Annotated in this window: 20 protein-coding genes, 1 tRNA gene and 1 other annotated feature; of the genes, 18 read left to right on the top strand and 3 right to left on the bottom strand. The window is 53.3% G+C overall.

Going from position 1 to position 22989, the window contains the following annotated elements; all coding sequences use genetic code 11:
* Positions 1 to 190: 190 nt before the first annotated feature.
* The gene (locus tag C6362_RS11665; protein WP_014016468.1) at positions 191 to 1771 is read right to left on the bottom strand and encodes a DEAD/DEAH box helicase; all 1581 of its coding nucleotides are present in this window, start codon (positions 1769 to 1771) and stop codon (positions 191 to 193) included.
* A 239-nt stretch (positions 1772 to 2010) separates the two neighbouring features.
* Positions 2011 to 2257, top strand: a binding site (T-box leader).
* Between the two features lie 76 nt (positions 2258 to 2333).
* Between C6362_RS11665 and C6362_RS11660 the strand changes: the two genes are divergently transcribed.
* The 9 genes from C6362_RS11660 to C6362_RS11620 all read left to right on the top strand — a co-directional run bounded on the left by C6362_RS11660 (position 2334) and on the right by C6362_RS11620 (position 14022).
* Positions 2334 to 4076 carry a 2-isopropylmalate synthase gene (locus tag C6362_RS11660; protein WP_014016469.1) on the top strand — a complete coding sequence of 581 codons (1743 nt, stop codon included), beginning with the start codon at positions 2334 to 2336 and terminating at the stop codon, positions 4074 to 4076.
* 148 nt (positions 4077 to 4224) lie between these two features.
* Positions 4225 to 5484: a 3-isopropylmalate dehydratase large subunit gene (leuC, locus tag C6362_RS11655; protein ID WP_014016470.1), complete on the top strand. Its 1260-nt coding sequence runs from the start codon at positions 4225 to 4227 to the stop codon at positions 5482 to 5484.
* A 2-nt stretch (positions 5485 to 5486) separates the two neighbouring features.
* Positions 5487 to 5975 carry a 3-isopropylmalate dehydratase small subunit gene (locus tag C6362_RS11650; RefSeq protein WP_014016471.1) on the top strand — a complete coding sequence of 163 codons (489 nt, stop codon included), beginning with the start codon at positions 5487 to 5489 and terminating at the stop codon, positions 5973 to 5975.
* Position 5976: 1 nt separating this feature from the next.
* Positions 5977 to 7047: a 3-isopropylmalate dehydrogenase gene (gene leuB, locus C6362_RS11645; protein ID WP_014016472.1), complete on the top strand. Its 1071-nt coding sequence runs from the start codon at positions 5977 to 5979 to the stop codon at positions 7045 to 7047.
* A 192-nt stretch (positions 7048 to 7239) separates the two neighbouring features.
* Positions 7240 to 9510: a type I DNA topoisomerase gene (topA, locus tag C6362_RS11640; protein ID WP_014016473.1), complete on the top strand. Its 2271-nt coding sequence runs from the start codon at positions 7240 to 7242 to the stop codon at positions 9508 to 9510.
* Positions 9500 to 10825 carry a methylenetetrahydrofolate--tRNA-(uracil(54)-C(5))-methyltransferase (FADH(2)-oxidizing) TrmFO gene (gene trmFO, locus C6362_RS11635; protein WP_014016474.1) on the top strand — a complete coding sequence of 442 codons (1326 nt, stop codon included), beginning with the start codon at positions 9500 to 9502 and terminating at the stop codon, positions 10823 to 10825. Before topA ends, trmFO begins: the two co-directional genes overlap by 11 nt.
* Positions 10813 to 11364 (top strand): ATP-dependent protease subunit HslV, encoded by a 552-nt coding sequence (gene hslV / locus C6362_RS11630; protein ID WP_014016475.1) that lies wholly within the window; start codon positions 10813 to 10815, stop codon positions 11362 to 11364. The genes trmFO and hslV overlap by 13 nt, the downstream gene beginning before the upstream one ends.
* Positions 11365 to 11379: 15 nt before the next feature.
* Positions 11380 to 12783 (top strand): ATP-dependent protease ATPase subunit HslU, encoded by a 1404-nt coding sequence (gene hslU, locus C6362_RS11625; protein WP_014016476.1) that lies wholly within the window; start codon positions 11380 to 11382, stop codon positions 12781 to 12783.
* 12 nt (positions 12784 to 12795) lie between these two features.
* Positions 12796 to 14022, top strand: a complete 1227-nt coding sequence (locus C6362_RS11620) for a class I SAM-dependent rRNA methyltransferase (RefSeq protein ID WP_014016477.1) — start codon at positions 12796 to 12798, stop codon at positions 14020 to 14022.
* A 40-nt stretch (positions 14023 to 14062) separates the two neighbouring features.
* On the opposite strand, the gene C6362_RS11615 is transcribed toward C6362_RS11620, so the two are convergent.
* Entirely contained in the window at positions 14063 to 14377 is a 315-nt protein-coding gene (locus tag C6362_RS11615; RefSeq protein WP_014016478.1) for a DUF6693 family protein, read from the bottom strand.
* Between the two features lie 92 nt (positions 14378 to 14469).
* Between C6362_RS11615 and C6362_RS11610 the strand changes: the two genes are divergently transcribed.
* Positions 14470 to 14553 (top strand) — tRNA-Leu (locus tag C6362_RS11610).
* A 12-nt stretch (positions 14554 to 14565) separates the two neighbouring features.
* Here C6362_RS11610 and C6362_RS11880 read toward each other — a convergent pair.
* Positions 14566 to 14736 carry a hypothetical protein gene (locus C6362_RS11880; protein WP_157868802.1) on the bottom strand — a complete coding sequence of 57 codons (171 nt, stop codon included), beginning with the start codon at positions 14734 to 14736 and terminating at the stop codon, positions 14566 to 14568.
* A gap of 108 nt (positions 14737 to 14844) precedes the next feature.
* On the opposite strand from C6362_RS11880, the gene C6362_RS12350 reads away from it, so the two are divergent.
* From C6362_RS12350 to mrdA, 8 genes are all read left to right on the top strand, one after another.
* Positions 14845 to 15027 carry a type II toxin-antitoxin system HicA family toxin gene (locus tag C6362_RS12350; protein WP_014016479.1) on the top strand — a complete coding sequence of 61 codons (183 nt, stop codon included), beginning with the start codon at positions 14845 to 14847 and terminating at the stop codon, positions 15025 to 15027.
* 50 nt (positions 15028 to 15077) lie between these two features.
* On the top strand, positions 15078 to 15530 hold the full coding sequence (locus tag C6362_RS11600) for a type II toxin-antitoxin system HicB family antitoxin (RefSeq protein WP_014016480.1): 453 nt from the start codon (positions 15078 to 15080) through the stop codon (positions 15528 to 15530).
* Positions 15531 to 15741: 211 nt separating this feature from the next.
* Positions 15742 to 17361, top strand: a complete 1620-nt coding sequence (locus tag C6362_RS11595) for an IS1182 family transposase (protein WP_041647043.1) — start codon at positions 15742 to 15744, stop codon at positions 17359 to 17361.
* Positions 17362 to 17735: 374 nt separating this feature from the next.
* Positions 17736 to 18365: an ECF transporter S component gene (locus tag C6362_RS11590; RefSeq protein WP_014016481.1), complete on the top strand. Its 630-nt coding sequence runs from the start codon at positions 17736 to 17738 to the stop codon at positions 18363 to 18365.
* A gap of 206 nt (positions 18366 to 18571) precedes the next feature.
* Positions 18572 to 19612 carry a rod shape-determining protein gene (gene mreB / locus C6362_RS11585; RefSeq protein WP_014016482.1) on the top strand — a complete coding sequence of 347 codons (1041 nt, stop codon included), beginning with the start codon at positions 18572 to 18574 and terminating at the stop codon, positions 19610 to 19612.
* Between the two features lie 2 nt (positions 19613 to 19614).
* The gene (gene mreC / locus C6362_RS11580) at positions 19615 to 20535 is read left to right on the top strand and encodes a rod shape-determining protein MreC (protein ID WP_014016483.1); all 921 of its coding nucleotides are present in this window, start codon (positions 19615 to 19617) and stop codon (positions 20533 to 20535) included.
* On the top strand, positions 20532 to 21041 hold the full coding sequence (gene mreD, locus C6362_RS11575) for a rod shape-determining protein MreD (protein ID WP_014016484.1): 510 nt from the start codon (positions 20532 to 20534) through the stop codon (positions 21039 to 21041). Before mreC ends, mreD begins: the two co-directional genes overlap by 4 nt.
* 17 nt (positions 21042 to 21058) lie before the next feature.
* Complete coding sequence (gene mrdA / locus C6362_RS11570) at positions 21059 to 22960, top strand: penicillin-binding protein 2 (RefSeq protein WP_014016485.1); 1902 nt, start codon at positions 21059 to 21061, stop codon at positions 22958 to 22960.
* The last annotated feature ends 29 nt before the right edge of the window (positions 22961 to 22989 follow it).

Raw genomic sequence — 22989 nt, 5'->3', positions numbered from 1 at the left:
GTTTGCCGTTTGCCGTGGGGCGTTTGTCGTAATGGAGCAAGCCGCAGGTCAGCGTAGGGGCGCCCATACCGGGCGCCCGCGCGAATTCTGTGAACAGCCTGTGCTGTATTTGTGCAGATTTTCGGCAAACGAATTACGCCAAACGAACCACAAAAGGAGCTGTCGCTTTGCGACAGCTCCTTTTTTCACATCAATCCTTAAAATAAGGTTTGAATACGGAACGGTTCGGTTCTTTATGCTGTTTATTTTCACGGCGCTGGTTGTTGCGGGAATTATTGCGGTTGTTGTCCCGATTCTTGGGAGCGAAATGGCGGCGTCGTTCACCGCGGTGTTCACTGTTGCCTTCACCGTCGTCTTTGCGGTTGCGGCGGTCTCCCCGGCGGTCGTTACGGTTGTAGCGGCGGTTATTGCGGTCGCCGCGGTTGTTGCGGCTGCGGTGGACGCGGAGCGGGGCTTCTTCGGTGATCTTAACTGGCGTCGTGTCCGGTTCTTTCGTCAAGAGCTTGATGGCAGCAGCTACGAGAGCAGCCGAGTCGTAGTTGGACAGGAGTTCTTCGGCATTTTCTTTGTACGTCCCGAAATTGCCTTCTTCTGTCGTCGTGATCAGGCTGCGGATGGCTGCCTGCTGGGCGCCTTCCAGGGCTTCCGAGAAGGTCGGTGCCTTGCGGCGGGTGATGCGGCGCTTGATGAGCCGTTCGATGGTCCGCAAGTGTTCCATTTCGCGGGGAATGACGAAGGTCGTCGCTTCGCCGCTCTGGCCGGCACGGCCGGTACGGCCGACGCGGTGGACGTAGCTTTCCGGGTCCTGAGGCAGGTCGTAGTTGAAGACGTGCGTGACGCCGCTGATGTCGAGGCCGCGGGCGGCAACGTCTGTAGCGACGAGGATGTCGATGGTCTTTTCACGGAACTGGCGGATGACCGTGTCGCGCTTCGCCTGGGTCAGATCGCCGTGGATACCTTCGGCGGAATATCCACGCTTCTTGAGGGCTTCCGATACTTCGTCGACGCGGCGCTTGGTGCGGACGAAGATGATGGCCAGGTCCGGTTCCTGCAGGTCCAGGAGACGACAGAGGATGTCGAATTTTTGGCGGTCCGGCACTTCGATGTAAGACTGTTCGATGAGGTCCATCGTGACTTCTTTGGCCTTCATGCGGATGATGAGCGGGTCGTGCAGGAACGTTTCGGCCAGCTGTTGAATCGGTTTGGGCATGGTAGCCGAGAAGAGCAGGGTCTGGCGCGTGTTCGGCGTAGCGGCCATGATGATGTTGATGTCATCGATGAAGCCCATGTCCAGCATTTCGTCGGCTTCGTCGAGGACGATAGTCGTAATGTGACTCAAATCGATGGTGCCGCGTTTCATATGGTCGATGAGGCGGCCCGGCGTAGCGACGATGATCTGCGGGCATTTGCGCAGGCGGCGCAGCTGGCGTTCCATATCTTGGCCACCGTAGATCGGCAGGGCCTGGATGTTGGTGAACTGGGCCAGGTGGTTCAGTTCTTCGGCGACCTGCATGGCCAGTTCACGCGTCGGCGACAGGACGACGGTCTGGATATCCTTGGACGGTTCGGCTTTCAGGATTTTTTCCAGGACCGGGATGCCATAGGCAGCGGTCTTACCCGTACCGGTCTGGGCCTGACCAATCATGTCGCTGCCGCTCATGGCGACAGGAATCGATTCAGCCTGGATTGGCGTCGGTTCTTCAAAGCCCATTTCGTTGAGAGCGCGGATAATGACTTCGCTAATATTCAAATTTTGGAATTGTTCTAACATGTACTTCCTCCTTGTTGTGTAACTTATTTATTATAGCATTAATCAAGGGAAAAAGATAGGGGCGGGAGTATAGGAGAAGACTTGCATAAAGATAAACGTTAAACCTGGTTTTACTGGTTTTTCTTAAATAAAGTACCACGTTTAAGCTAAAAATATTCGGAAAAGTTCTGGAAAAATCCTTGCAAATTACAAAAGGGTATGATAACATACAAAGCGTCAACAGACAAACAATCCAAAATAAAAATGCGTTGAAGAGAACTAGTAAGTTCCGGAATGTTTCCAGAGAGCTGCCGGGTGGTGTGAGGCAGCAGCGGCACGGAACAGAACTCATCTCTAAGCAGCTCGCTGAAACAAAAGGAGTAGGTGGAGCCGGGGCCTGGCCGTTAACAGACAGGAGGGTATCGACAGTTGTCCGTACCTGTAGAGAGCCTATCTTCGGATAGGAATTAGAGTGGTAACGCGTAAGTATAATCTTTCGTCTCTTTGAGACGGAAGATTTTTTTATTTTGATTGTGTAATGATTTATTTTAAATTTATTTCATAATCATAGGAGAGATGCAGTATGAAAAACGTAGAACATTACAAAAAAGGTTACTTTATGCCCCCCGCTGTCGATATGTCCTGGACACAGAAAGAATATCCCGATAAAGCGCCGATTTGGTGCAGCGTCGATTTGCGCGATGGTAACCAGGCCCTCATCATTCCTATGAGCCTTGAAGAAAAGATTGAATTCTATAAAGTCTTAGTCGGTATGGGGTTCAAGGAAATCGAAGTCGGCTTCCCGGCTGCTTCGGAAACGGAATTTGAATTCCTGCGCTACTTAGTTGATCACGATATGATTCCTGATGATGTCACGGTCCAAGTCCTGACCCAGGCTCGCGAACACATCATCCGCAAGACCTTCGACGCCCTGAAGGGCGTCAAGAACGCTATCGTCCATGTTTACAATTCCACGTCCTTTGCCCAGCGCCAGCAGGTCTTCCGCAAATCGAAGGAAGAAATCAAGCAGATTGCCGTTGACGGTGCGAAATTATTACAGCGCCTGACGGACGAAGCCGGTGCCAACTTCCGCTTTGAATATTCGCCGGAAAGCTTCACCGGTACGGAACCGGAATATGCGTTGGAAGTCTGCAATGCCGTCCTCGATGTTTGGAAACCGACGGCTGACCGCAAGGCCATCATCAACCTGCCGTCGACGGTACAGATGTCCATGCCTCACGTCTTCGCTTCGCAGATTGCCTATATGTCGCAGAACTTGAAATACCGGGACAACGTCATCTTATCGGTTCATCCCCACAATGACCGCGGCACAGGCGTTGCCGATGCTGAAATGGCTATGCTCGCCGGCGCGGACCGCGTTGAAGGGACCCTGTTCGGCAATGGTGAACGGACGGGCAACGCCGACATCGTCACCATCGGCATGAACATGTATGCCTTAGGCGTCGATCCGGGCCTGGATTTCTCCAACATGCCGAAACTGGTGGAAACATACGAACGAGTGACCCGCATGCATGTCCATCCACGTCAGCCTTATGCCGGCCAGCTGGTCTTCGCCGCTTTCTCCGGTTCCCATCAGGACGCCATCGCCAAGGGCATGCATTTCCGCCAGGAAAACAACGAACAGTACTGGACCTGCCCGTATCTGTACATCGACCCGCATGATGTGGGCCGCACGTACGATGCCGACGTCATCCGCATCAACAGCCAGTCCGGCAAGGGCGGCGTAGGCTTCATTATGGAACAGAACTACGGCATCGATATGCCGAAGAAGATGCGCGAAGACTTCAGCTACTTCGTCAAGGAAGTTTCGGACCACAAGCATCAGGAACTGAAACCGGCCGAAATCTACGACGTCTTCCAGAAGAATTACCTCAATGCCGAAACGCCGCTGAAAGTCGAAGACTTCTCGCTCAAGAAGAAAGGCGACAAATGGGTCGGCAAAGTCCTGGTCCGCGCCAATGACGAAGAAGTCGTCCTCGAAGGGGCTGGCAACGGCCAGCTGAATGCCGTCAGCAACGCTGTCTGCAAAGCCTATGGCATCGAATTCAGCAACCTCGTCTACAGTGAACACGATTTGGACCGCGATTCTGATTCCCGCGGCATTGCTTACTTCGGCCTGACTGATAAAGCCGGCCATACGACCTGGGGCGCTGGCGTCGATACGGACACCATTACGGCTTCCATCTTCGCCTTCATGACGGCTATTAACCGCATGGACGGCATGGCCCAGCGCGTCAAGTTCCGGGCCCTCAAGTCCACGCCGGATACGATTACGGCCTTCAAAGCCACGTCGGGTCAGCATTAGAGTTTGATGTTTGGTGTTTGAGGTTTGATGTTTGATGTTTGACGTAAAATCACTTACATCAAACATCAAACCTACCACATCAAACTCAAGCATGATAGAAACTTAGCTGTATTAGATTTTAGTGACATATTAAGGAGTGTATATACATATGGGTATGACGATGACGCAGAAAATCCTGGCAAAACATGCCGGCGTCGACTCGGTGAAACCGGGTGATTTAATTACTTGTAATCTCGATATGGTCCTGGCCAACGATATTACGGCTCCTCCGGCCATTGCACAGTTCAATAAGATTGGCAAGCCCGTCTTCGATAAGACGAAGATTTCCCTGGTTCCAGACCATTTTACGCCGAATAAGGATATCAAGTCGGCCGGCTTGGCCAAGATCGTCCGCGATTTTGCCAAGAAGCACGGCATTACGCATTACTTTGAAGTCGGCCGCGTCGGCATTGAACACGTCCTCCTGCCGGAACAGGGCATCGTCGCTCCGGGCATGTTGACCATCGGTGCAGATTCCCATACCTGTACGTATGGTGCTCTCGGTGGTTTCTCCACAGGCGTCGGTTCGACGGACTTAGGCGTTGCCATGGCGACGGGCAAGGCCTGGTTCAAGGTCCCCGATGCCATCAACGTCCACCTGACGGGCACGAAACCGGACGACATTACCGGGAAAGACGTCATGCTGACCCTTATCGGCATGATCGGCGTCGACGGTGCCCTCTACCAGTCCCTGGAATTTACTGGCGAAGGCGTTGCCGCCCTGGATATGACCGACCGCTTCACCATTGCCAACATGGCTATCGAAGCCGGTGCCAAGAACGGCATTTTCCCCGTCGATGAACAGACCATGGCCTATGAAAAGGGACGCGTCCCCGATGGCTACGACATCGTCACGGCCGACGAAGATGCTCATTACAGCCGGACTGTGGAAATCAACTTGTCCGAATTAAAGCCGGTCGTCGCCTTCCCGCATTTGCCGGAAAACACCAAGGTCATCGGCACTTTCGGCGACATCAAGATCGACCAGGTCGTCATCGGGTCCTGTACCAATGGCCGTCTGGAAGATTTGAAAATCGCTGCAGATATTTTGAAAGGCCATAAGGTCCATCCTGATGTGCGCTGCATCGTCATTCCCGGCAGCCAGCACGTCTACATGGAAGCCATGAAGGCCGGTTATATTGAAACCTTCATCACCGCCGGCTGTGCCGTTTCGACGCCGACCTGCGGCCCCTGCCTGGGCGGCTACATGGGCATCATGACGGCTGGTGAAAAATGTGTCTCCACGACGAACCGCAACTTCCGCGGCCGCATGGGTCACGTCGACAGCGAAGTTTACCTGGCTGGTCCTCAGGTGGCCGCAGCCAGTGCGATTCTCGGCAAGATTGCCGCACCGAAGGAGGTCCGTTAATCATGACATTAGAAGGAAAAGTATGGCGCTACGGCGACAATATCGATACAGACGTAATCATCCCGGCTCGTTATTTGAACAGCTTCGACCCGAAGGAATTGGCCACGCACTGCATGGTCGACATTGACGAAACTTTTGCCGGCAATGTCAAAGAAGGGGACATCATGGTCGGCGGCCACAACTTCGGCTGCGGCTCGTCCCGTGAACACGCGCCGATTGCCATCAAGGCTTCGGGCGTTCCCGTCGTCATTGCGGCCAGCTTCGCCCGCATCTTTTACCGCAACGCCATCAACGTCGGCCTGCCGGCCCTGGAAATCGGCGACGACGTCGAAAAGATCAAGGCCGGTGACATCCTTTCCATCGACCTCAGTACGGGGAAGATCATCGACAAGACAACGGGCGATACTTTCCAGGCCCCGCCGCTGCCGGGTTTCATCCAGGATATCGCCCAGGCTGGCGGCTTGATCAATTACGTAAAGGAGTCTAAGTAACATGGCTAAACATATCGTCGTCATCCCCGGCGACGGAATCGGGGAAGAAATCACGGCAGGTGCCGTCAAAGTTTTACAGAAAATCGATGAAGTCTGCCACATTGGCCTGACTTTTGAAAAGAAACCGGCTGGCGGTACGGCTTATGACCTCTGCGGCTCGCCCTTGCCGGAAGATACGATTGAAGCGGCTAAGAAGGCCGATGCCATCCTCTTCGGCGCCGTCGGCGGCGACAAGTGGGATAACGTCGACCCGAAACTGCGGCCCGAACAGGCTGTCTTAGGGCTGCGCAAGGCCTTGGGACTCTACGTCAACCTGCGTCCGGTCAAAGTGCCGGAAGTCCTGGCTGAATATTCGCCGCTCAAACCGGACATCGTCACCGGCACGGACGTCCTCATCGTCCGCGAACTCGTCGGCGGCATCTACTTCGGCGACCGCTGCGAATCGGAAATCCACAACGGCGTCGAACGCGCCTGGGACCTGGAAAACTACAGCGTCCCGGAAGTACAGCGCATCAGCACGTTTGCCATGAAAGCGGCTCAGAAGCGCCGTCATAAGGTCACGTCCGTCGACAAGGCCAACGTCCTGGCTACGTCCCGCCTGTGGCGCCGCACGGTCATCGACGTCGCCAAGGACTATCCCGATATCGACTTGAATCATTTCTACGTCGATAACTGCGCCATGCAGCTGGCCCTCAATCCGAAACAGTTCGACGTCATCGTCACGAGCAACCTCTTCGGCGACATCCTCAGCGACGAAGCGGCCGTCCTCGGCGGTTCCATCGGCATGATGCCGTCGGCTTCCATCGGCGAAATGACCAGCCTCTACGAACCGATCCACGGTTCGGCACCGGACATCGCTGGCCAGGGCATTGCCAACCCCTGCGCGACCATCCTCTCGGCAGCCATGCTCCTGCGCTACTCCTTAGATGAAGACGTAGCGGCCGACAAGATCGAAAAAGCCGTCGATGCCGCCTTAGCGGACGGCTGGCGCACACCGGACCTCTATAAGGAAGGCTTTAAGAAAGCCGATACCCAGAAGATGACCGATGTCATCATCAGCAAAATTCAATAAATCGTTTGGCTGCAAACTGCTAACTTAATACTCAAAAAGGAGCTGTCACGATGCGACAGCTCCTTTTTTGCACCTATATTATAGTATTAAAGAGAGTCACACCTTGAAAGGTAGCGGCGAATAGTGTATGATGGAAAATAGTTTAAGTACATTTTCAGATTTCGTGTACAGCGAGAGGCAGGATGGAGATAGATGTTAGAATTTCCGATTAAACGCACGATCATTATTGATGATTCCAAAAAGAAGAAGCGAGGCCGCAAGAAAAAAGGCGACGGTGAGAAGACCGTCATCCACGGCACAGTCAATCTGCCCAAGAAGGAACCGCTGAAGAAGCTGGATCCGCTTCCGAAGAACGCCAAGAACCTGGTCATCGTCGAATCGCCGGCCAAGGCCAAGACGATTGAACGCTTTTTAGGCAGCGGCTATAAGGTCATGGCCAGCCGCGGTCACCTGCGCGATTTGCCGCGCAATCAGTTCGGTGTCAATATCGAAGACGGTTTTGTACCGACGTATACCAATATGTGGGATAAGCGCAAGCTCATCGAAGACTTGCAGAACGAATACATCCGCTCGAAAAAAGTCTATCTGGCAACGGACCCGGACCGCGAAGGGGAAGCCATTTCCTGGCATTTGGCCCATTTGCTGGAAATCGATCCGCACGATAAGTGCCGCATCATGTTCCACGAAATTACTAAGAAAGCCATCCTCGAGGCCATCAAGGACCCGGAACCAATCGATTTGAAGAAAGTCGACGCCCAGCAGGCCCGCCGCGTCCTGGATCGCATCGTCGGCTATAAATTGAGCCCTCTCCTGTGGAAGAAAGTCTGCAAGGGCCTCAGCGCCGGCCGCGTCCAGTCCGTCGCCGTCCGCCTCATCTGTGAACGGGAAGAAGCCATCAAGGCCTTCGTACCGGAAGAATATTGGACTGTCAGCGGGACCTATACGACGGAAGACGGCCTGACGTTGCCGACGGAACTGACCAAGATCGACGGCAAGAAGGCGGAAATCCCGACACAGGAGGCAGCCGAAACCATTGCTCACGACTTGACCTGGGAAAGCCGCGGCGAAACGCACGACCCCGATATGATTGTAAAAGTCGAAAAGCGCAAGCGCAAACGCCAGCCCCAGCCACCGTTCACGACGTCGACGATGCAGCAGGAATGTGTCAGCAAGCTCAATTTCGGTGCCAAGAAGACCATGATGCTGGCTCAGCAGCTCTATGAAGGCCTCGATATGGGCGACCAGGGCCATGTCGGCCTCATAACCTACATGCGTACAGACTCGGTCCGCATCAACGACGACATGGTCCAGGCTGCGCGGGAATTCATTACGTCGAACTATGGCGAAGAATATATCCCGGAAAAGCCCCGCGTCTACAAGACCAAGCAGACCAGTCAGGATGCGCATGAAGCTATCCGTCCGACGTCGCTGGAACTGACGCCGTACAAGGTGTCGGAATTTCTGTCCCGCGACCAGCTGCGCCTGTATACCCTCATTTGGAACCGCTTCCTGGCCAGCCAGATGGAATCGGTCGAAACGGAACACATGGCCATCATCATCGAGAGCGGCCGCTATGAACTGCGGGCTGCCGGCTACAAGGTCCTGTTCAAGGGCTTTACGGAACTCTATGAAGACGCCAAGAAAGATAAGACTCTGGCTGAACTGCCGCACATTTCGGCGAATACCGTTGTCCACAATCAGGCGGTCACGCCGCAGCAGCATTTCACTCAGCCGCCGGCCCGCTATACCGAAGCCAGCCTGATCAAGACGCTGGAAGAAAAGGGCATTGGCCGGCCGAGTACGTATGCGCCGATCATGGATACCATCCAGAACCGCAATTACGTAGAAAAGAAGGACAAACAGTTCGTCCCGACAGAACTGGGCGTCATCATCGTCGATTTACTGAAAAAATATTTCGCCCAGATCATCAACGTCGGCTTTACGGCCCACATGGAAGAAGAACTGGACGCCATCGAGCAGGGCCAGGATACGTACCGTCACGTCTTGCAGGAATTTTACGATATTTTTAAGCCGGAAATGGACGAAGCCGAAGAAAAGATGGAAAAGGTCACGATTTCCGGCCAGGATTCAGGGCAGGTTTGCGAACTCTGCGGCGCGCCTATGGTCTATAAATTCGGCCGGTTCGGCAAGTTCCTGGCCTGCTCTAATTTCCCGGAATGTCGCAATACCAAGGCCATCGTCGAAGACCTGGGCATTACTTGTCCCAAGTGCGGCAAGGGGACGCTCATCAAGCGCAAATCCAAGCGGGGCCGCGTCTTCTACGGCTGCAGCCAGTATCCGGAATGTGACTTTGTCCTCTGGAACCAGCCTGTCGACAAGAAATGTCCTGTTTGCGGCAGTATCATGATTGTCAAACATTATAAAAAAGGGCCTGATAAGATTTTTTGCAGCAATGCAGAATGTGAAAACCATAAAAAAGGTGAGGTAGTGAATGAAGAATAGTGTCTTAATCATCGGTGCCGGTCTGGCCGGTTCGGAAGCTGCCTGGCAGCTCGTCCGCCGCGGCGTTCCAGTAGAACTCGTCGAAATGCGGCCGGTCAAATCGTCGCCGGCACACCATACAGAATATTTTGCTGAACTCGTCTGCAGCAACTCCCTGCGGGCAGCCAATATCGAAAACGCCGTCGGCCTCTTGAAGGAAGAAATGCGTCGTCTGGGCTCGCTCATCATGGACGCAGCCGATACGCACCGCGTCCCGGCTGGCGGCGCTCTGGCCGTCGACCGCGTCCCTTTCAGCCAGTATGTGACGGAAAAACTCAAGAATCATCCTTTGGTCACTATCCGTCATGAAGAAGTGACGGAACTGCCGGATGACCAGATCTGCATCGTCGCCAGCGGCCCTCTGACCAGTGACGCCCTGGCCGATACCATCCGCCGCCTGACGGGGGAAGACTATTTCCATTTCCACGATGCCGCAGCGCCTATCGTCGCCGTCGACTCCCTGGACATGACCAAGGTCTACCGCGCGGCCCGTTACGGCAAGGGCGGGGCAGACTATCTGAACTGCCCCTTTACCAAAGAAGAATATGAAGCCTTCTGGCAGGCCCTGACGACGGCTGAATGTGCCGAACTCCACGAATTTGAAAAGGACGACAGTGTCTTTGAAGGCTGTATGCCTATCGAAGTCATGGCTGGCCGTGGTATCGACACCATGCGCTATGGCCCGATGAAGCCGGTCGGCCTGGAACTGCCCGGTACGGGTGAACTGCCTTATGCTGTCGTCCAGCTGCGCCAGGATAACGGCAGTGCTACGCTGTACAATATCGTCGGCTTCCAGACGCACCTCAAGTTCCCCGAACAGAAACGGGTCTTTTCCATGATCCCCGGCCTGGAACACGCCGAATTCGTCCGCTACGGCGTCATGCATCGCAATTCCTACATCAATTCGCCGGAACTGCTTTTGCCGACGCTGCAGCTGCGCAAGCAGCCGAACCTCCTCTTTGCCGGCCAGCTGACCGGCGTCGAAGGCTACCTGGAATCGGCAGCCATGGGCCTTTTGGCCGGTGTCAATGCAGCCCGCCTCCTGCAAGGGGAAGACGGATTGACCTTTTCCAGGCGTACGGCCATGGGCGGCCTGAGCCAATATATCTCCAGCGGCCCGAACGACCATTTCCAGCCGATGAATATCAATTTCGGCCTCATGGAACCGCTGGGCATCAAGAAGCGCATGAAGAAGAAAGAAAAGAACGCCCTGCTGGCTCAGCGGGCGCTCGATGAAATCGAACAAATGAAGGGGGATTACCCATGTCTGAATTAATGTCTACTGAATTCCACGCTACTACGATATGCGCCGTCCAGCGCGACGGCAAGACGGCCATTGCCGGTGACGGCCAGGTCACGATGGGCAACGCCGTCATCATGAAGGGGACGGCCCAGAAAGTCCGCCGCCTTTACCACGGTAAGATTATCAGCGGCTTTGCCGGTTCTGTCGCCGATGCGTTCACCTTATTCGACCATTTTGAAGCTAAATTGAACGAACACAACGGCAACCTCGTCCGCAGCGCCGTCGAACTGGCCAAGGACTGGCGGTCCGACAAGATTCTCCATAAATTGGAAGCCCTGCTCCTGGTCGCTGACAGTCAGCGTATCCTGCTCATTTCCGGCAATGGCGAAGTCATTGAACCGGATGACGGCGTCTTGGCTATCGGTTCCGGCGGTAACTACGCCCTGGCTTCGGCACGGGCCCTTCTGCAGAATACGGACCTGTCGGCCCGGGATATCGCTGAAAAGTCCCTGCATATCGCAGCGGACATCTGCGTTTACACCAACCACAATGTCATTGTCGAAGAAATCTAAGAAAGAGGTATTTCCATGGAAAAAACAGAATTGACGCCAAAACAGATCGTGGCGGAACTGAATAAATACATCGTCGGCCAGAGCGAAGCCAAGAAATCCGTTTCCATCGCCCTGCGCAACCGCTGGCGCCGCAAACGCCTGAGTGAAGACATGCAGGATGAAATCATCCCCAAGAACATCCTGCTCATCGGCCCGACCGGTGTCGGCAAGACAGAAATCGCCCGCCGCCTGGCCAAGCTCGTCGGCGCACCGTTCATCAAAGTCGAAGCGACGAAATATACGGAAGTCGGCTATGTCGGTCGCGACGTCGAACAGATGATCCGCGACCTCGTGGCCAACGCCATCCGCATGGTCCAGGAACAGGAAAGCCAGCGCTATGAAGAAAAGGCGGAAGAAGAAGCCAACAAGCGCATCCTTCAGGTCTTCTGGCCCAAGAAATCCATCAAGGAAAAGGTCAAGAACCCGATGGACGTCTTCTTCAGCAGCGACGATGATGAAGAAGATACGCCGGAAGAACCGAAGCAGCTCGAAGAACCGAAGTCCGACCGCCGCCAGAAGATGTTTGAAGATATTTGCGCCCACAAGATGGACGACCGGGAAATCGAAGTCGAAGTGGCTGAACAGAACCAGGGTTTCCAGGGCATCCTGACGGGCAATTCGACGGAAGAACTAACCAATAACTTCCAGGAAATGCTGGGCAGCATCATGCCGAAAAAGAAGAAGAAAAAGAAGATGACCGTCGCCAAGGCCCGGGAAATCTTCAAGGAAGAAGAATTGGAAAAATGCCTGGACATGGACATCATCGTCGATAAAGCCATCGAAGCGACAGAAGAATCGGGCATCGTCTTCATCGACGAATTTGATAAGATCGCTGAAAAAGGCCACGCCAACGGGCCGGACGTCTCCCGAGAAGGCGTACAGCGCGACATCCTGCCCATCGTCGAAGGGGCCACGGTCAATACGAAATACGGCCCGGTCAAGACGGACCACATCCTCTTCATCGCTGCCGGTGCCTTCCACGTTTCCAAGCCGAGCGACCTCATTCCGGAACTGCAGGGCCGCTTCCCGATCCGCGTCGAACTCCAGTCCTTGACAGTCGACGATTTCCGCCGCATCCTGACTGAACCGAACCAGTCCCTGGTCAAACAGTACAAGGCCCTCTTGGAAACAGACGGCGTCACCCTGGAATTTACCGATGACGGCATCGACGCTATTGCCGAATACGCATACCGCGTCAATTTAGAAACGGAAAACATCGGCGCCCGCCGGCTGCACACGATTTTGGAAAAAATCCTCGAAGACGTAGCTTATGAAGCACCGGACATCGACGAAAAACACATCGTCGTCAACAAGGGATTCGTTTCGGGCAAACTGAACGACGTCGTCCAGAACGTCGACTTGAGCCATTATATTTTATAAAACGGGGGTACTATGAACCGACCTTATGCAAAATTAACGATTACGAAAAAAGGGGAACGGGCCGCCCGCAGTGGCCACCCCTGGGTATATGGGGAAGAAGTGACCCATGTCGAAGGCACGTATCAGACCGGGGACATCGTCGACGTTTACAGCGATAAGGACCGCTATCTCGGGACGGGCTTTGCCAATGATATTTCCAAAATCCGCGTGCGCATCGTGTCGCGCAATGCCAACGACCGCTTCGATGAAGCCTTCTGGCAGCGCCGGGTCAAGTACGCCCTGGATTACCGCAAGACCGTCATGGGCGATAAGGACTTTGCCTGCTGCCGCCTCATCTTCGGCGATGCCGACGATATGCCGGGGTTGACAGTAGACCGCTACAACGATGTCCTCGTCGCCCAGGCCTTGTGCTACGGCATGGACCAGGTAAAACCGGTCATCTTCAAAGCCCTCGTCGATGAATTGGCTGCCATGGGCGTCACCATCCGCGGCATTTACGAACGGAATGACGTCAAGGTCCGTAAACTGGACGGCATGGAAGAGTATAAAGGCTGGTATGAAGCGGACTTCCTGCCTCAGCCGGGCAGCGTCTTGACGACAATCGACGAAAACGGCATCCTCTATGATGTAGACGTCGAAAATGGCCAGAAGACGGGCTTCTTCCTGGACCAGAAATACAACCGCCTGGCTGTTGCCAAAATCGCCGCCGGCAAACACGTCCTGGACTGCTTCACCCATACCGGGGCCTTTGCCCTCAATGCGGCCAAGGGCGGGGCAGCCAGCGTCACGGCTGTCGATATTTCCCAGGAAGCCGTTGACATGACTAACGAGAACATCCGCCGCAACGGCTTGGAAGCCATCGTCACGGCCAAGCAGGCCAACGTCTTCGACCTCTTGACCGACCTGGCCGACCACAAGTGCCACGACTATGACTTCATCATCCTCGACCCGCCGGCCTTCACCAAGTCGGGCCATACCGTCCGCAACGCCATGCGGGGCTATAAGGAAATCAACTTGAAAGCGATGAAACTCCTGCCCCGCGGCGGCTATCTGGCGACCTGCTCGTGCTCGCACTTCATGCGCGACGATCTGTTCCGCCAGATGCTCCACGATGCCGCCAAAGACGCCGGCGTCCGCCTCCGCCAGATTGAAGGCCGCCAGCAGTCGCCGGACCATCCCATCCTCTGGAACGTTCCGGAAACGAATTACCTGAAATTCTATTTGTTCCAGGTCGTATAGTGTTAAAAAGGCGCTGCCTTCGTGTGACAGCGCCTTTTTTTTATTCTGCGAAATGCGTATGTTTGACCCGCCAGGCTGTCATCTTGTTGAACAGCCAGAAGCCATAGATGCCCAACGTGATGAGAGTGAAGAACCACCATTTGATGTAGCTGCCGAAGAGCTGCAGACCTGTTCCATCAAAAGTGAGACGCTGGCCGTCGATGATCGTATTGCGGCAGATCCAGCGGCGGAACATGACTTCGCCCCAAGGGTAGGCGATTCCGAACGTACAAATCGTAATGATGACTAAGATGAGGCCATAGCCGATAAATCCGAGTACAGACCCTTCAAATTTCGATTCCCTTTGTAATAACATAACAAGCCTCCTTTATGATATGTATAGAAATATGATACCATATTTTTTGTTTGACCAATAGGAGGAAAGCATGGTAAAATAAAAAGGTACTTGCGAGTGTGGCGGAATGGCAGACGCACCAGACTTAGGATCTGGCGCCTCACGGCGTGAGGGTTCAAGTCCCTCCACTCGCACCAATGGGACAACCATCACATTGAATGATGGTTGTCCTTTTTTATTGACCCCATAGTATCTGGTGCGTTTGCCCCCCTTTTTGACCCCGCGACAGGGCAAAGTTTAATGGTTCGGCCGTAAAAATAATGACGTTTGCCGTCGATGGTCAGAGAGACTTTGTAGCGGCCATCAGGTCTTTTTTTCATAAAAATCGCCCCCTTTTTAAAAATGAAAATAAACTCAAAAGGTGTTTTTTTGTATTTACAAATACACTCAGGAGGTATATAATATAATTAAAGAAAGGGGGTTACAGAATGAAGAGGTCGGAGCTGTTAAAGATCCTTAAAAAGAATGGGTGCAAGTTGATTGGGCATGGTGGAAATCATGACCTGTATTACAGCCCGATAACGGGAAAGCAATTCCCCGTCTGGCGGCACAATAAGGACATACCGTCAGGAACTATTAAAGCTATTTTTAAACAGGCTGGTATTCAGTAAGGCAAGGGGAGAAATCCCCTTGACCTGATTCATATAAAAAGGAGGACGTCATGAGCAAATATATTTTCCCAGCTACATTCCAATGGGATGAAAAAGACAAAGTATATTACGTAAATTTTCCGGATGTAGACGGCTGCTTTACCGATGGCGCAACCTTGACCGAAGCAATGGAAAACGCAGACGATGTGTTGAATTTAATGGTTTGGAGTATGGAACAGCAAAAGCAGGCTATACCCGAACCGACACCGCGGGATAAAGTAAAAGTACCGGAAAATGGATTCGTTAATTTAGTGGTTGCTGATACCGACGCATATCAAGATGTCATTGACCGGGAAAATAATCCTATCAAGTACGCGCGCAAGAAAGCCGGATTAAATGTAAAAGGATTGGCTGAACTCTTAGGGGCGCCTTATCGTACGGTCCAGGAATGGAATGCCGGAAATCGGATGCCGCCCAAATGGGTACAGCGTTTGATTATCGAAAAAATCGAAGCAAATATGTAGTAATTACCCGCTGTTGAGCAATATAGACAGAGTGTTTAAGGAGATTGCTTTAAATTTAAAAATATCTACATCAAACATCAAACTTTCAACTTCATACTCAAAAGGGGCTGTAACAGAATAGCCTCATCTAAAAAATGGACTCAGTTATCTGAGCCCATTTTTTTTAAGCAAAAGAGGCCCCAAAGGGCCTCTTTGCTGGTATAATTATTGTATGCCAAACAAAATCAACCACGTAAAGTATACCAAAACTTACACTCCGAGGCAACTCGTTTTGCCATTGGATTATGGCATTTCACTAGAACAAGATCGGTTGGTTTGTATCGTAGATGCATTATTAGAAAGGTTGGATTATTCAGCATTACAGCATCTCTACTCTGTTAAAGGCAGAAATCCTAAGGTACCGCCCAAGATCTTGTTCAAAGTGAGGGTCTTTGCTGCAGCCCAGGGCGTATATTCCCTGCGCAGTATCAGCGAACAATGCCGTGTCAATATAGAATATATGTGGTTGCTGGAAGGGTATCCGGCTCCCAGCCACATGACGTTTGGCCGTTTCTTTCACCGGATTCCCATAGAAGTGCTCCGCCATTTGTTTGCCCAGTTTGTGCATCAACTGTCTTTGCTGGATTCCGTAGATTTTACAGAATGGTATATTGATGGGACCAAGATGGAAGCCAACGCGAACCGCTATACGTTTGTCTGGCGCAAGCGAGTGGAAAAAGGGATCGCTAAGCTAAAGGAAAAACGGCGGCAAATCCAGGAACAGATGCTAGCTTTCACGGGCATGGATACCTGTACACTGGATGACGATGAATTACTCCGGTCTGCCGCAGACGTATGCCAAGGAAACGGCATCACATTCGTGCAAGGGTCTGGCCACCGAAAAACAGTCGAACAAAAACTATTTGAAGAAGTGGCAGCCATCCGGGAGAAACAGCAAGAATATGATGCCCACCTGACCATACTGGGCACACGGAACAGTTATTCCAAGACCGATCCCGATGCTACATTTATGCGCATGAAAGAAGACCACATGAAAAACGGGCAGCTGAAGCCGGCCTACAATCTTCAGTTAGCCGTACAGTCTGAATATATTATCGGACTGGGTCTATTCCCGAATCCAACAGATACCCGGACCTTGATCCCGTTTTTGACGGCATTGGAATCAGAGTATGGAAGACTGGCAGATCATATCGTGGCGGATGCCGGATATGACAGTGAAGAGAATATGGACTGGATAGAAAAGAAAGGAAGCACGGTATGCATCAAGCCACGGGAGTATGAATACCGGAAGACGTCTGCCTTCAAGAAAAAAATCGGGCACCGAAGCAATATGGCCTATGACGCAGACAGCGATACCTATACCTGTGCCAAAGGAAGGAAGCTGCATTTCATAACGGAAAAAAAGCAGCGCGATAGGGCCAGCGGATATGAACGGACCGTACGAATTTACCAATGTGAAAACTGTCAGTATTGTGGAAAACGGAATCAATGCCAGCCGACCCGTACAGGAAAGAAACCAACACAGAATAAAATGGTACAGTACAATCCTTACTACCAATCCTTATTGGACAGGGACTACGACTTCATTCATAGTGAAAAAGGAATCCAGTTGCGGATTAACCGCTCCATACAGATAGAAGGGGCGTTTGGAACAGTAAAGGGAAACTACGAATACCGCCGAGTGAGACATAAGGGAAAAGAAAGTGTAGAAAAGGAACTGTTGTTCATGGCATTCGGCTTTAATCTGAGAAAATACCGAAGTCGCCGGGATACGGACCGATTACAACAACACTATTTAGAAAAAGAAGAAACACATACAGTAGCCTGCTAAAAAAAGAAAAAACAGCAAGGCTTATTAAAGTACGCCTAAAAACAGATAGCTGGCATTTTTCACGAAAATGAAAAATGCCAGCTATTGTGTTAGTTATGGGAAAGAAAGAAGACTGCAACAAAATGAGCTAAAAAGCTCATTTTGTTACAGCCCCTTTGCATTATGCTCGTGTAAAAATTCACAATATTCCCAATTGCTATTGGCAAGGCCTGGCTAAATATGATATACTACGCGTGACACAGAAGGCAGGTTCTTTTTCAGCGCCGGATTGGTACCGGGAACGGGCGGATACTGGCGCGGACCGGCCGTGTTTTTGTGTCTGTTTGCTTGTTTGCGACTTGTATCTTGCGAGAGAGCGAGAACGGAGGAAAATCATGGGAAAACAGAATGCAGCTGGCACCATGCCGGCACAGCGCACTTTTTTGTCGATCCGGCAGTTGACAGTTGCCGGTTTTTTGTCGGCCATTACGATTTTTTTAGGTCTTACGGGCTATGGCTTCATTCCGCTGGTCATCATGAATGCGACGATCCTTCATATTCCGACGATTATCGGCAGCCTGACGGCAGGCCGCAAGGTCGGCATGATTGTCGGCTTCATGTTCGGCATTTTTTCTTTTATCCGGTCTTTACAGGCGCCAAGTGCCTTGCTCTTGTTCGCCGTTCAGTATAACGTCGTTGCCGATGCCTTCATCTGTATCATACCGCGCATCCTCATCGGCGTCATTGCTTTTGAAATCTATCGTCATCTGAAAATCCGCGAAGTATGGCGTATTGCCATTACGGCAGTCTTGACGACGGTCTGCCATACGATTCTCTTCCTCGGGTCCTTTACGGCCATCGTCGGCGTCCCCTATGCTGAAGCGCAGGGTATTCCCTTCATGAATGTCATCAACATCATGCTGGGCATCACGGCCGTCAATGGTATCCCGGAAGCCATCGTATCGGGCCTCATCATCACTCCTATCGTCATGGCCTTGCACCGCGCCGGCTTGAAAGTCGCGTAAGGGACGGGGCGCGTGGCTGTTTCGGCTGTCATGCACATGTGGGGGTAGCTGCTAACCACTTAAAAGGGTCTGTCGCACGTGCGACAGGCCCTTTTTTCCATTCCCTGAAATTAGTTAATGCGAAAAGGGGCGCAATGTGATAAAATATGGAATTGATGACTGTTCAACTAAGACAGAATATGCGAAAGGAATAGAAAGGATTTGTTATGGCTTCGATTTTTTCTCCATTAACTAAAAATATAGGGATTGATTTAGGGACGTCTACAACCCAGGTCTATGTGGAGGGCCGGGGCATCGTCCTGTCTGAACCATCGGTCATGGCGACGGACGAACGGAACAGCAAGATCATTGCTGTCGGCCGGGCCGCCGAAGACTTGTTATCCCGGTCACCGGAAACGGTGAAGCTCCATCGGCCGCTGGTCCACGGCGTCATCGCCGATTACAGTGTTACCCGGACCATGCTGGGGTATATCCTCAGCAAGTGCGTCCGCAGTGTCCAGCGCCTGCGCATTATGATCGGCGTGCCGTCGGCAGCGTCGAATGTCGAGAAGCGGGCCGTCATGGAAGCGGTCTACCAGGCCGGCGCGAAAGAAGCCTTTTTGATCGAAACGGCAGCGGCGGCTGCCCTCGGCGTCAACCTGCCCGTCTATGACCCGGTCGGCAACATGGTCATCGACATCGGCGGCGGTACGACTAATGTGGCCATGCTGTCCCTGGGGGGCATCGTCGTTTCCAAGTCGCTCCACTTGGGCAGCCTTGATTTCAATGCGGCCATCAAAGATTATCTGCGCTATCAGTACGATATCGTCACGGACGATACGACTATCGAGGAAATGAAAGTGACCAATGGTTCGGCGATCCTGCCTTTAGAGGACCGGGGCTATTACTTCATGGGCCGCGGCCTCGACGACGGTCTCCAGCGGGAAATGGCCATCAAATCGAGTGAGCTCTACCACGTCATCGGCAAGCCCCTTATCAAGATCCTCGACCTGGTCAAGGATGTCCTGCGGGAAACGCCGCCAGAACTGGCAGCGGACATCATGGAACACGGCATCGTCCTCACCGGCGGCGGCGCCAAGCTCAAGGGCCTGGACCAGCTCTTTACGCAGGAACTGGGCGTGCCGGTCATGGTGGCCCCGGAACCGGAACTGGCCGTTGCCAAAGGCACGGGCATTGCCGTCGCGGATCGTGATAAGTTATCGGCCCTCGTCGAAGGGGCTCAGCGTATATATAGGAGGAGATTTTAAAATTGTTTTCGTTCGGTAAAAGAAGCGTCGTCTTCGTACTCATCTTATTCATCGTCATTGCGCTTGTCGGCTGGGCCTGGCGCCAGCGCGATTCCCTGCCGTTCATCACCAAGCCGCTGATGACGATCATGTCGCCTTTTGAATACGGTGCCAGCCGCGTCATGGACTCCCTGACGTCGAGCATCCACATTGTCGACATCAGCCTGAAAAACCGCATTGAATGGGAATCGCTGGAAAAAGAAAATGCCGACCTCAAGAGCCGGACTGTCGACTACGATGAAGTCGTAGCCGAAAACGACCGCCTGCGGGCGCTCCTCAATTTCAAATCGTCCCACAACCAGTACCAGCTTCTGGCTGGGTCCGTCATTTCCCGTGACTATGGCACGTGGACCAATACGATGATCATAGACGTCGGCAGCGGTGAAGGCGTCGAAAAGGATATGCCTGTCATCACGCCGAGCGGCGTCGTCGGCTTCATCAGCGATGTCTATCCTCATTCGGCTCGGGTCCAGCTCCTGACCGACCCGCGGACGAGCATCGGCGCCATCGTCCAGCGTCCGGAATCGCGGGTGTCCTCTGTCGTCCGCGGTAACGGCAACGTACCGACGGAACCGCAGTTCGTCAACATCGCCAAGGACGCAGATATCCTGGAAGGGGATACACTGGTCACGTCGGGCTTCGGCTCTATCTACCCGAAGGGCCTGCCCATCGGTACCATCGTGTCGATCCATCAGAATGAAAATGATTTCGTAAAATATGCCGTCATTCGTCCCAGCGTCGATTTCTCCAAACTGGAAGAAGTCTTCGTCATCTTGAAGTCGGCCGACACCGGGTCTTATGAAAAACCGGAGGTTACGCCGAAACTCGTACCGCAGACGAATCGCGACAAAGTAGAAGGGATCAAAGGAGCCGCAGCCTTATGAAGAAACTGAACTGTATCATGACGGCTTTCATCGTCTTCATTTTGCAGAGCGCTGTCCTGCCTTTTATGTTTAACGGTGTGAGCCAGCCGAACCTCATCTTCGTCTTCGTCGTCCTCATGGCCCTCCATCACGGACAGCGCATCGGCATCATCACGGCCCTGCTGGGCGGCTTTTGTCAGGACGTCATCATCGGCAATTTCTTTGGGATGCACCTCCTGGTCTACCTCATCGTAGCCCTGGTCTGCAGCTACCTGGGCCGGGATATCGACAAGGACCAGTGGGTCCTGACGCTGCTCATCGTCCTGGGCGCGACGGAAGTCGGCCTGGCCCTGACCTGCGGCTTCCTCTTCCTGGCCGGCCAGTACATCAATATTGCCGCCTACTTATTGGAATTCAGCATACCCATGCTTGTTTATCACGGGATCCTGGCCCTGCCCGTAGACCACATCGTCTGGCACTTGCGCCGTGAAGATGCTTTTTACGGGTTTCCCGGCTATCGCTGGTAAATGAAGGAGATTAATTTATGCTTGAAGCGTTACTGAAAAAGAAAAATCAAGATGGCCGCTTCCGGTATCTCTACTGGATCATCATCGTGATTTTCATCATACTCGTCAGCCGGCTGGTCTATTTACAGCTCTTTGCCGGCGAATATTACCACACTCTGGCCGAAGGGAACCGCCTGCGGGCTATTCCTATCGCAGCGATGCGCGGCATCATGTACGACCGCAATGGCCAGATCCTGGTCGGCTCGCGGCCGAGCTTCATGGTCACGTATGTACCGCCTAAAGAAGGCATGAGTGACGAAGAACTGCAGAAACTGGCAGGCATCCTCAACATGCCCGAAGATAAATTGCGGGAAAAGGTCCAGAAAGTCAAGAGTTCCTATGTGCCGACGGTCCTGGCCAATGATTTGACCCAGGATATCGTCACCAAAATCGAAGAACAGCGCAATGACCTGCCTGGCGTCTCTGTCGACGTCCAGCCGATCCGCTATTATCCTTATAAGATGATGGCCGCTCAGGTTTTCGGTTATGTCGGTCAGATCGATGAAGAAGATGCCAAGCGCCTGAAAGGCGTCGAAGGCGTGTCCAACATCACCCAGATCGGCCGGGCCGGCCTGGAAGCTTATTATGACGACCTCCTGCGCGGCAAGGACGGCGGCCGTCAGGTCGAAGTCGATGCGGCCGGCAGCCCGGTCAAGGAAATGGAACGGAAGGAACCCGTCGCCGGCCATAATATGCACTTGACCATCGACCTCTACCTGCAGCAGGCTACGGAACGGGCCATGGACCGCCAGATTGCCAATGGCATCGGCACCCACGGCATCGCCGCCGTCGCCGTCGACCCCAACACGGGCGCTGTCCTGGCCATGGCCAGCCGCCCGGCATACGACCCGAACTGGTTCACCCGGGGCATTACGGAAAAGGAATGGTCCCTCATCAACGACAATCCCAACCACCCCATGGAAAACCGCGTCATTGCCGGTGAATATCCGCCAGGTTCGACGTTCAAGCTGATCACAGGGTCGGCCGCTTTGGAATTGAAGAAAGTCACGCCTGATGAAATGATCTTCGACAGTGGCCGTCACTGGTTAGTCGATATGCGCAACGCCGGTGGCGAAGCCCTGGGCTGGATCAACTTCGTCGAAGCCCTGGCTAAGTCCGATAACGTATACTTCTACGAAATGGGCCGCCGCGTCGGCATCGACGAACTGGCAAAATACGCCCGCATGTTCGGCATGGGCAAGAAAACGGGCATCGCCCTGCGCGGCGAAGCACCGGGCCTGGTCGCCAGTGCGGAATATAAGAAGAAGAATTTCCACGATGAATGGTACCTCGGCGATACGTTCAACTCGGCTATCGGCCAGGGCTTCCAGCTGGTCACGCCGCTCCAGGCGGCTATGATCGTCAGCGAAGTCGCCAACGGCGGCATCCAGTACCGGCCGTTCATCGTCAGCCGTATCGACAATCTCGACGGCACGCCATATAAGATCTTCGCACCGGAACAGGTCGGCACCTTGTCCGTATCCAAATCGACGCTGGACCTGGTCCGCGAAGGGATGCGTAACGTTGCCGAAGAATCCGGTACTGCCGGTTCCTTGTTCGCAGGCTTCCCGATTCAGGTCGCCGGCAAGACAGGGACGGCGGAAAACTTCGGCGGCACGGACCATGGCTGGTTCGTCGCCTATGCGCCGTATGAACATCCGCGCATCGTCATCGCCGTCCTGACGGAACAGGGCGGGTTCGGCTCCCTGTCGTCCGGCCCGATTGTCCGTTCCATGCTGGAAGCGTACTTCCACGTCGGCGAATATGCCGAAGGCGCACCGAAGGATAAGGACAAGAACGGCAAAGATAAAAATACTAAAGCCGATAAGAACACCCACGATGGGAAGGGTGACAGTCAGCACGACAGTGATGACCGGTAAGCGCCGGTGACGGCTGCATCCCATCAGAA

The sequence above is a fragment of the Megasphaera elsdenii DSM 20460 genome (assembly GCF_003010495.1).
GTDB lineage: Bacteria > Bacillota > Negativicutes > Veillonellales > Megasphaeraceae > Megasphaera > Megasphaera elsdenii.
This window is presented reverse-complemented; position numbering and strand designations above follow the sequence as displayed.

Excerpts from the sequence above, each read along its gene's own strand:
- trmFO (WP_014016474.1), top strand. The coding sequence starts at position 9,500 with ATGAAGAATAGTGTCTTAATCATCGGTGCCGGTCTGGCCGGTTCGGAA.
- C6362_RS11880 (WP_157868802.1), bottom strand. The coding sequence starts at position 14,736 with ATGAAAAAAAGACCTGATGGCCGCTACAAAGTCTCTCTGACCATCGAC.
- C6362_RS11650 (WP_014016471.1), top strand. The coding sequence starts at position 5,487 with ATGACATTAGAAGGAAAAGTATGGCGCTACGGCGACAATATCGATACA.
- mrdA (WP_014016485.1), top strand. The coding sequence starts at position 21,059 with ATGCTTGAAGCGTTACTGAAAAAGAAAAATCAAGATGGCCGCTTCCGG.
- C6362_RS11600 (WP_014016480.1), top strand. The coding sequence starts at position 15,078 with ATGAGCAAATATATTTTCCCAGCTACATTCCAATGGGATGAAAAAGAC.
- hslU (WP_014016476.1), top strand. The coding sequence starts at position 11,380 with ATGGAAAAAACAGAATTGACGCCAAAACAGATCGTGGCGGAACTGAAT.
- topA (WP_014016473.1), top strand. The coding sequence starts at position 7,240 with ATGTTAGAATTTCCGATTAAACGCACGATCATTATTGATGATTCCAAA.
- mreD (WP_014016484.1), top strand. The coding sequence starts at position 20,532 with ATGAAGAAACTGAACTGTATCATGACGGCTTTCATCGTCTTCATTTTG.
- C6362_RS11660 (WP_014016469.1), top strand. The coding sequence starts at position 2,334 with ATGAAAAACGTAGAACATTACAAAAAAGGTTACTTTATGCCCCCCGCT.
- C6362_RS11595 (WP_041647043.1), top strand. The coding sequence starts at position 15,742 with ATGCCAAACAAAATCAACCACGTAAAGTATACCAAAACTTACACTCCG.
- leuB (WP_014016472.1), top strand. The coding sequence starts at position 5,977 with ATGGCTAAACATATCGTCGTCATCCCCGGCGACGGAATCGGGGAAGAA.
- mreB (WP_014016482.1), top strand. The coding sequence starts at position 18,572 with ATGGCTTCGATTTTTTCTCCATTAACTAAAAATATAGGGATTGATTTA.
- hslV (WP_014016475.1), top strand. The coding sequence starts at position 10,813 with ATGTCTGAATTAATGTCTACTGAATTCCACGCTACTACGATATGCGCC.
- C6362_RS11620 (WP_014016477.1), top strand. The coding sequence starts at position 12,796 with ATGAACCGACCTTATGCAAAATTAACGATTACGAAAAAAGGGGAACGG.
- C6362_RS11665 (WP_014016468.1), bottom strand. The coding sequence starts at position 1,771 with ATGTTAGAACAATTCCAAAATTTGAATATTAGCGAAGTCATTATCCGC.
- C6362_RS11615 (WP_014016478.1), bottom strand. The coding sequence starts at position 14,377 with ATGTTATTACAAAGGGAATCGAAATTTGAAGGGTCTGTACTCGGATTT.
- C6362_RS12350 (WP_014016479.1), top strand. The coding sequence starts at position 14,845 with ATGAAGAGGTCGGAGCTGTTAAAGATCCTTAAAAAGAATGGGTGCAAG.
- C6362_RS11590 (WP_014016481.1), top strand. The coding sequence starts at position 17,736 with ATGGGAAAACAGAATGCAGCTGGCACCATGCCGGCACAGCGCACTTTT.
- leuC (WP_014016470.1), top strand. The coding sequence starts at position 4,225 with ATGGGTATGACGATGACGCAGAAAATCCTGGCAAAACATGCCGGCGTC.